Raw genomic sequence first — 7,732 nt, 5'->3', positions numbered from 1 at the left:
AATCCAATTGAATCACCAGTTGTCCGGATCAACTGGAAATTCTATCGGAAAGAGCTCTTACTACTAATATACGAGGGAGTTTATATATGAAAATTTCAATGGATGATTATATAAGTATATTAATTCATCAAACAGACTTAGCTTTAACAAGCTATATTAAAGCAAAATTAGCACACTTAAACATTGCACCTGAACAAAACTTAATTTTGATACTTTTATGGGAAAAAGATGGATTAAGCCAAAATGAAATAGCTAAAAGGCTTAATAAAGATAAAACGAATATCGCTCGAATGATTTGTAGTTTAGAAAAAAAAGAATTAATCAGTCGAAAAGTAAATGAAAAAGATTGTCGATCATTCAATGTGTATCTTACTGAAAAGGGCATTAGTTTAGGTGAGAAGGTTTATCCAATTACTGAGGAATTTAATCGTATAGTCTGTTCAGGAATCACTAATGAGGAACTACAAATGGTAAATAATATACTGTTAAAAATGCAACGAAATGTAGATTCAAATAAGAATAAGTAAAAAAACTTTCAATGATCGGGACTTTCTATTAAAATGAAGAACGTTGTTTTAGTTGCTATAGCAACTAAATAAAAATTTGGGGGTTTTTATAATGGAAGCTATCGGTCTATTAATAATACGAGTAATCGTTGGACTATATTTTGCAGCTCATGGTACACAGAAAGCATTTGGATGGTTTGGAGGTGGCGGACCAGCTGGAACAGGTGCATTTTTTGAACAAATAGGTATTAAACCAGGAAAACCAATGGCATTATTAGCTGGCTTTGGTGAATTAGTTGGTGGAATACTTTTCTTGTTGGGATTCCTTACACCTTTGGCCGCACTTTTTATCATTGTACCGATGATTATTGCCATTGTAACTGTGCATGGGAAAAATGGGCTTTTCTCTGATAAGGGTGGAATTGAGTATAATGTGGTATTAATTGCTGTTGCACTAGGAATTGCTTTAGCAGGTGCCGGTTCTATTTCTTTAGATGCACTTTATGACATTAAGTTTTGGTAGTTGAGATTATATTATGTTTTAAAAAAAATCAACAGTTCAAAGTAAACTGTTGATTTTTTTTGTATATATAAATTGTGTAATTGAGTATGCTTTTAGAAAAAGTGATTGATAAAGTTAATTTAAATTTATAGAAGTTTGTTGTTAGCTTGCCTAAAAAAGTGCCGGAAAATTAAATATATTCACCCTATTATATTTTTAGGTGGAGAATCAGAAATGATTTTATAAAAATTTTTATTATTTACATAAATATACAATTATCTTATAATGTTCTTATATGGAAAAATATACTTTTTCTTAGAATTCATATTTATAAGGGGGAAAAAGTTTGAAAGAATTAGATAAAAAGATTATATCCTTACGTAATGCTTTGTTTAATTCTTGGTAGGTTGAAACAAGTTCAAAATGGACAGAGAAAAATCCTGCAAAAGGCTAATGTAGTGTAACTGTATTAGTTGTAAATGATTTATTATATGGCCAAATTATAAAAACAAAGGTAGAGGAAAGTTGGCATTATTATAATTATATTCATGGTAAAAGATATGATTTTACTGAATCTCAATTTGGAACCTCAATTCAGTATGACGATCTATTATCTAGTCGAAGCGAAGCATTTCTCGATACAAATGAAACACAATATAGAACTTTAAAGGATTCAGTTTTGAAAAAAATAAATTTTGATAATCAGTAGTGATTTGGAAAGGAGTTAGATGGAATGCCGACATGTAAGCATTGTGGTCACCAATGGGGGTGGAAGGAAACAATTGTTCAATTGTTTGCATTTAAGCGAAAGTTAAAATGTAATGGCTGTCAAACCAAACAATATATTTCTGTAAAATCAAGAAACCGATTAAGTATTGTGGGGATATTAATTTCTCTCATTTTTGTCCCCTTTATATCATTTGGAGTTCCTTTGCGATATATCATAACTTCAGAGATATTGATTTATATTTTTTATATTGGCTGTATCCCATTCTTGATAAAGCTGAGCAATCAAGAGGAAGTACTTTGGTAAAAAATTTTTTAGCAAAAATACATTTATACAATCAAAAACGCATCCATGAGATGCGTTTTTGATTGTTTGATATACTTTAAAAATGATGGTTTACAATTTTTTAGCGTAAGTGTTTAGTTGAATAGACATTTTTTGAATATCTTTTATAAAGTCTGAAATTCTTTCTATAGAGGTTGATTGATCACGTTCCACAGTGGATATTTGTTCAATAGATTTTCCCATTTGTTCTGTAACATCTTTAATCCTAGTTAGGGTTTCTTTAATATGTTGGGTGGATTTAACTGTTTCTTTTGAGAACTTTCGGATTTCATTTGCTACAACTTCAAATCCTTTTCCTTTCTCTCCAGCACGTGCTGCTTCGATAGCTGCATTTAGACCCAGTAAATTTGTTTGGTCTGCCACACTTTTAATCACTTTTAGGACGTCATCGGTTTGTTTTATTTCTTTCCCTGCATGCTGAGATTGTGACAATAATTGTTGCGAGACTTCAGCAAGTGAATTAGATCCTTCAGTGATTGTGTTAATTTGTGTATTTGCTTCTATTAAAGATTTTGAAATTTGATCGGTAATTGCTTTAAGTTCTGTTTGTTTTCGGACTTGGATAGCTATTCCGCCAATTACTTTTCCTGTTTGATCATGTAATGGTAGTGCAGTACCAGTAAACTCGTAACCGTAAAACGCAGCTGGGACATCATCTTGAAGTCGTATGTTTTTCTCTAGAGCGACTAATAAAGGTTCTTCAGGGTTTAATGGTTGTCCAGGTTTAATATGTAAATTAATAGTATCGCCAGGGAAATAGGCAATAAATTTTTCTAAATCACAGATAGCAATTGATAGGTCTGCTGGTATCGCAGATTTGTATATATTCACAGTTGAGATGAATTTTTCTAATGAATCAATTTTGTTAATCATCATTCTGTTCCTCAATTCTATTATGTTGTAAATTGATTACTATTATATCACTAAATAGAAAAAATATGCAGAATGATGGTGTTATTTGGTTATATTATTTAAATTGTTTTCTTTTAAAGTTTAAAAAGAGTAAAATGCATATGTTATGAGAGATATAGAAAAGAAGGTTATAAACGCGTGTCTACATTCTTACAGTTAAATACTATTTTTATCAGTATTATTATTGAGGCATTGCCTTTTGTACTGATTGGAGTTTTCATATCAGGACTAATTCAAATGTTCGTAACCGAGCAAATGATTGCAAAAATAGTTCCTAAAAATAGGGTGCTTGCTGTTTTATATGGAACAGTTATTGGTGCTTTATTTCCGGCATGTGAATGCGGGATTATTCCCATTGTTCACCGTCTATTAAAAAAAGGGGTTCCTTTGCATGCTGCAATTCCATTTATGTTAACAGGGCCAATTATCAATCCTATAGTTTTATTTTCTACCTTTATCGCATTCGGTAATAGTTGGCAAATGGTTTGGTATCGTGGAGGATTAGCGTTCATCATTGCTTTTGTTATTGGTTTAATCTTGTCTTTCCAATACAAAGATACACAACTTTTAGATGGAGATGAACATGATCATCTCCATGAACATGCGAAAACACTTTGGCAAAAATTTGTAGGTACATTAAATCATGCTGTTGAAGAATTCTTTTCAGTTGGAAAGTATTTAATTATCGGTGCATTTATCGCCGCATCAATGCAAATTTTTGTTAAAACATCGTTACTAATGGAACTAGGTCAAACAAAAGCTACTTCATCATTAGTGATGATGGCTTTAGCGTTTATATTATCACTTTGCTCAGAAGCTGATGCATTTATCGCTGCTTCCTTTAGAGGTACGTTTTCAACCTCTTCACTAGTAGCATTTTTATTAATAGGTCCGATGGTAGATATCAAAAACCTATTAATGATGCTACAAACATTTAAGAAAAAATTTATTGTAGTGCTGATTTTGTATATAATAATCTTCGTATTTATCAGCTCTATGCTTGTTTAGGAGGGCGATAAAGATGATTCGATCATTGATCTTAATGGGATTTACGTATTTCTTTTATTACCTCTATGCCTCAGGGGATAATGCGAAATATATTAATATGAAATATCAATACATTAATATATTAGGTATCATTTTATTTGCTATATTAACGATAGTACAAATTATCAATATGGCTAAAGATGAAAAAGAGGTTGAATGTGATTGTGGACATAATCATGAGCATGAAAAGAACAAACCATGGTATAGAAGAATCTTGTTTTATGCAATTTTCATCTTTCCTTTGATAACGGGTCTTTGTTTGCCTATCGCAACACTTGACTCCACAGTTGTGAAATCAAAAGGCTTTTCATTTCAATCATTAAATACACTTCAAAAAGGTGATCAATTTATTAAGCCACAATATTTAAAGCCAGACACTAGTATTTTCTTTGGAAAAGATGGTTATTTAGATTTAATGCAGCAAGAATTAGATGAGTTCTCAAAAATGAAAATAGTAGCTCTAAATGACGATGATTTCTTAATGGGTATGGAAACCCTATATAATTTCCCTGGCGAATTTATGGAGAAAACTGTTTCGTATAAAGGCTTTATATATCATGGTGAAAAGAATGAATTAGGAAAAAATCAAGTATTCGTATTACGTTTTGGCGTTATTCACTGTGTAGCAGATGCAGGGGTCTATGGGATGCTCGTTGAATTACCTGATGGTCAACATTTAAAAAATGATCAATGGGTGAATGTAGAAGGTAAACTCTCCACAATTTACTATCAACCTTTTAAATCAAACATTCCGTATTTAAAAGTAACAAAGGTCAATCAAACTGAAAAACCAGACGAGCCATATACATTTAGAGGATATGATAATCCAAATATAAAAAAACAAAAATAAATATAAATCTTCAATTTTTGAAACGGTTGTTCAATTGAGCAACCGTTTTCTTTTTTTGAAAATTTTTGTAAAGCGTAATGTTATCTAAGAGAAGTTCTTTTGATGTTGTTTGCAAAAATTCTTTTGCAGCATTTTCTAAAGTATCTTTGTCAGTGGGGGATAGTTGAATTCTTTGCTTTTCAAGCGGATGCATTTGAAAATCACCTCAATTTCATTATAAGAACATTCGTTCTGTTTTGCAAGGATTTTATTCAGAAAATTTGGCCTTAATTAATGTAAACGGTCTCATACAGAAAAAGAATTATTATGACAAATATCTGACACAATTAAAAATAAAAATAGAACAAAAGCATAGATGTAAGATGTCTGACGTTGTAATATATAGGTATATAAAATTGGATGAAATAAATTTAATATAAATATTATTAATAGAAAAGGAATAGAGGAATATGGATAATAAAATAGAATTTTACGTAAATAAAATAGAAGGAGAAATTCTTATGAATCTAGCCGATCACGATGATGCGGACCTTTATCTTATTGCAAAAAAACTACTAAAACATGAATCTGATGAAATGATGGAATCTATTTGTCAAGCTTATGAAGTAGTTAAACATGAATTGGTTGGATAAAAAGAGCACTTATGTGCTCTTTTTTATTTAGAATGGATTAGTGGTTTAAAACTTTAGAAAGAAATGTTTTTGCTCGTTCAGATTTAGGGGAAGAAAAGAACTCTTCTGGTGGAGCAACTTCAACAATTTGACCTTCAGCCATAAAAACAATTTGATTGCAAATTTCTTTGGCAAATCCCATTTCGTGAGTTACTACGACCATGGTCATACCGTCAGCAGCTAATTTACGAATAGCGTCTAAAACTTCTTGGACCATCTCTGGGTCAAGTGCTGAAGTAGGTTCATCAAAGAGCATTACATGGGGTTCCATTGCAAGTGCTCTAGCAATGGCAACCCTTTGTTGTTGTCCACCAGATAATCTGGAAGGGTAAACATCAAACTTATCTTCTAGTCCAAGAGAGGTTAGAAGTTCTTTTCCTTTTGCAATTGCTTTTTCTTTAGAGTGTATATCATCTATAAAATCCCCTTTGCAAATAAGATGGATACAATCTATTAAACCAAAGTAGTAAATATATATTAACCATATTCAGAATTATATGAATATTTTGTGATAAGTGTCAATCTCAATATGAGATAAATTTAATCTAACTTTTTATGAGAGTACAAAGGTAAATATATCAATATAGCTTTTTAGGTTTTTATGAATATAAATTAGTATGATCACTATGTTTTATTCTTAATATTCTGATAAAATGTAGCTATTCAAAGAAAGAGGTGAATAAGATGCATCAATATTGGTTGTTTGTTACAATGTGCATTTTACTTATTCTATTACCAGGTCCTGATACAGCTATTGCAACTAAAAATACTTTAATAAAGGGAAAAATAGGTGGACTAAAAACGATATTTGGAACCTGTTGTGCGTTACTCATTCATACATTTGCAGCAGTTGTGGGATTGTCAGCTATTATTGCTAAATCGGCTTTTCTTTTTTCTATTTTTAAATATGTGGGGGGAGCCTATTTAATTTATCTGGGGATTAAATCGTTTATTTCAATCCAAAAGAAAAAAGAAGAGAGTTTGATAGAACATAAAAATGGTATAGAACTTAATGATCATGCGTGTTTTAAGCAAGGCTTTTTAACGAATCTACTAAATCCAAAAGTTGCTGTGTTCTTTCTAACCTTTTTACCTCAATTCGTTGACTCGAATAATCATTCATTTTTACCATTCATCTGGATGGGGCTAACATATGTTGTTCTTACAGCAATATGGTTTGTATTTTATATTCTTTTGCTTAATACTATTCGTAGCTTTATGATGAAGCCTCAAACCCAAATGGCAATTGAGGGTGTTACTGGAACGGTGTTAGTAGGGTTCGGTATAAAACTAGCTTTAGATAAATATTAATATATCAATATATTAAAAAGTATATTAGAGAGAAAGAAGTTGTTTAAGATGGTACTACATTTACAAGATGTCTCACTTAAAAAAGATGATGCATGGATATTACATCATATAGATTGGAAGATTAATAAGGGCGAACATTGGGTGTTATATGGTTTAAATGGAGCAGGAAAGACTGCATTATTAAATATGCTATGTGCCTATTATTTTCCAACTAGTGGTCAAGTTGAAGTTGTTGGGAAAATTTTTGGTAAATCAGTTCTAGGGGAACACCTAAGACGTAAAATAGGTATTGTATCAGCAGGATTCCAAGCAAAATTAAATCCCTTAGATAGTGCATTTGAAATTATTTTAAGCGGTGCTTATGCTTCAATCGGATTGTACGAAAAGCCTACACCAGAAATTAGGGAGAAAGCGATTAAATTGTTACGACAACTAGGTGCAATCGAGTACGCAGATCGAGATTATAAAACATTATCACAAGGTGAGAAACAACGGGTTTTGTTAGGGCGTGCACTTATGGGCGAACCAGAGTTATTAATTTTAGATGAACCTGCTACGGGTTTTGACTTTATAGCTAGAGAATCCTTACTTAAAACAATTGGAGAGATTGCCAAGTTAAAAGACGGTCCAACAATTATTTACGTGACACATCATGTAGAAGAAATATTACCGGAATTTCAGCATACATTGTTGTTAAAAAAAGGCGAAGTATTTGCTAAAGGAAAAACAAATGAGATGCTTACGAGTGAAAATTTAAGCGAGTTTTTTGAAATGCCTGTCGAATGTATTTGGAGAAATGAAAGACCACTATTAGTTCTGAAATCATAAAATTTTCTAAAAATTTTGTTGACAGCATCTAAG

Annotated in this window: 10 protein-coding genes and 2 pseudogenes; 9 read left to right on the top strand and 3 right to left on the bottom strand. The window is 31.4% G+C overall.

Annotated elements, in window-relative coordinates; all coding sequences use genetic code 11:
• The first annotated feature begins 86 nt into the window (after positions 1-86).
• The 4 genes and pseudogenes from Q0977_RS08915 (at position 87) to Q0977_RS18250 (ending at position 2,041) form a co-directional block, all read left to right on the top strand.
• Complete coding sequence (locus Q0977_RS08915; protein ID WP_299512751.1) at positions 87-527, top strand: MarR family winged helix-turn-helix transcriptional regulator; 441 nt, start codon at positions 87-89, stop codon at positions 525-527.
• Between the two features lie 91 nt (positions 528-618).
• Entirely contained in the window at positions 619-1,029 is a 411-nt protein-coding gene (locus Q0977_RS08910; RefSeq protein WP_119417452.1) for a DoxX family protein, read from the top strand.
• A 325-nt stretch (positions 1,030-1,354) separates the two neighbouring features.
• A pseudogene (locus Q0977_RS08905) lies at positions 1,355-1,717 on the top strand (hypothetical protein).
• Positions 1,718-1,741: 24 nt separating this feature from the next.
• The gene (locus Q0977_RS18250) at positions 1,742-2,041 is read left to right on the top strand and encodes a TIGR04104 family putative zinc finger protein (RefSeq protein ID WP_367269464.1); all 300 of its coding nucleotides are present in this window, start codon (positions 1,742-1,744) and stop codon (positions 2,039-2,041) included.
• A 90-nt stretch (positions 2,042-2,131) separates the two neighbouring features.
• Here the strand turns inward: Q0977_RS18250 and Q0977_RS08900 are convergent, their stop codons facing one another.
• The gene (locus Q0977_RS08900; protein WP_299512746.1) at positions 2,132-2,953 is read right to left on the bottom strand and encodes a methyl-accepting chemotaxis protein; all 822 of its coding nucleotides are present in this window, start codon (positions 2,951-2,953) and stop codon (positions 2,132-2,134) included.
• Positions 2,954-3,130: 177 nt separating this feature from the next.
• Here Q0977_RS08900 and Q0977_RS08895 point away from each other — a divergent pair, with 177 nt between their 5' ends.
• A complete protein-coding gene (locus Q0977_RS08895) occupies positions 3,131-4,000 on the top strand; it encodes a permease (protein WP_299512743.1) in 870 nt (289 codons plus the stop codon).
• A gap of 13 nt (positions 4,001-4,013) precedes the next feature.
• On the top strand, positions 4,014-4,889 hold the full coding sequence (locus Q0977_RS08890) for a TIGR03943 family putative permease subunit (protein ID WP_299512741.1): 876 nt from the start codon (positions 4,014-4,016) through the stop codon (positions 4,887-4,889).
• Positions 4,890-4,899: 10 nt separating this feature from the next.
• Here the strand turns inward: Q0977_RS08890 and Q0977_RS08885 are convergent, their stop codons facing one another.
• On the bottom strand, positions 4,900-5,082 hold the full coding sequence (locus Q0977_RS08885; RefSeq protein WP_299512739.1) for a hypothetical protein: 183 nt from the start codon (positions 5,080-5,082) through the stop codon (positions 4,900-4,902).
• A 307-nt stretch (positions 5,083-5,389) separates the two neighbouring features.
• Between Q0977_RS08885 and Q0977_RS08880 the strand changes: the two genes are divergently transcribed.
• Positions 5,390-5,521 carry a hypothetical protein gene (locus Q0977_RS08880; protein ID WP_255416321.1) on the top strand — a complete coding sequence of 44 codons (132 nt, stop codon included), beginning with the start codon at positions 5,390-5,392 and terminating at the stop codon, positions 5,519-5,521.
• A gap of 37 nt (positions 5,522-5,558) precedes the next feature.
• On the opposite strand, the pseudogene Q0977_RS08875 reads toward Q0977_RS08880, so the two are convergent.
• Positions 5,559-5,963 (bottom strand): annotated as a pseudogene (locus Q0977_RS08875) (amino acid ABC transporter ATP-binding protein); the annotation flags it as partial.
• A 281-nt stretch (positions 5,964-6,244) separates the two neighbouring features.
• Here Q0977_RS08875 and Q0977_RS08870 point away from each other — a divergent pair.
• The gene (locus tag Q0977_RS08870; protein WP_299512727.1) at positions 6,245-6,871 is read left to right on the top strand and encodes a LysE family translocator; all 627 of its coding nucleotides are present in this window, start codon (positions 6,245-6,247) and stop codon (positions 6,869-6,871) included.
• 48 nt (positions 6,872-6,919) lie between these two features.
• Positions 6,920-7,699 (top strand): ABC transporter ATP-binding protein, encoded by a 780-nt coding sequence (locus tag Q0977_RS08865; RefSeq protein ID WP_119416476.1) that lies wholly within the window; start codon positions 6,920-6,922, stop codon positions 7,697-7,699.
• Positions 7,700-7,732: the final 33 nt, after the last annotated feature.

Origin of the sequence: uncultured Rummeliibacillus sp. (assembly GCF_934216135.1) — a bacterium.
Classification (GTDB): domain Bacteria; phylum Bacillota; class Bacilli; order Bacillales_A; family Planococcaceae; genus Rummeliibacillus.
Note: the sequence above shows the minus strand (reverse complement) of the source record. Positions and strands in the feature narration are given on the sequence as shown.

Bases quoted from the DNA above. Each gene is read 5' to 3' on its own strand.
- Q0977_RS08915 (WP_299512751.1), top strand. From the start codon at position 87: ATGAAAATTTCAATGGATGATTATATAAGTATATTAATTCATCAAACA.
- Q0977_RS08910 (WP_119417452.1), top strand. From the start codon at position 619: ATGGAAGCTATCGGTCTATTAATAATACGAGTAATCGTTGGACTATAT.
- Q0977_RS18250 (WP_367269464.1), top strand. From the start codon at position 1,742: ATGCCGACATGTAAGCATTGTGGTCACCAATGGGGGTGGAAGGAAACA.
- Q0977_RS08900 (WP_299512746.1), bottom strand. From the start codon at position 2,953: ATGATTAACAAAATTGATTCATTAGAAAAATTCATCTCAACTGTGAAT.
- Q0977_RS08890 (WP_299512741.1), top strand. From the start codon at position 4,014: ATGATTCGATCATTGATCTTAATGGGATTTACGTATTTCTTTTATTAC.
- Q0977_RS08885 (WP_299512739.1), bottom strand. From the start codon at position 5,082: ATGCATCCGCTTGAAAAGCAAAGAATTCAACTATCCCCCACTGACAAA.
- Q0977_RS08880 (WP_255416321.1), top strand. From the start codon at position 5,390: ATGAATCTAGCCGATCACGATGATGCGGACCTTTATCTTATTGCAAAA.
- Q0977_RS08870 (WP_299512727.1), top strand. From the start codon at position 6,245: ATGCATCAATATTGGTTGTTTGTTACAATGTGCATTTTACTTATTCTA.
- Q0977_RS08865 (WP_119416476.1), top strand. From the start codon at position 6,920: ATGGTACTACATTTACAAGATGTCTCACTTAAAAAAGATGATGCATGG.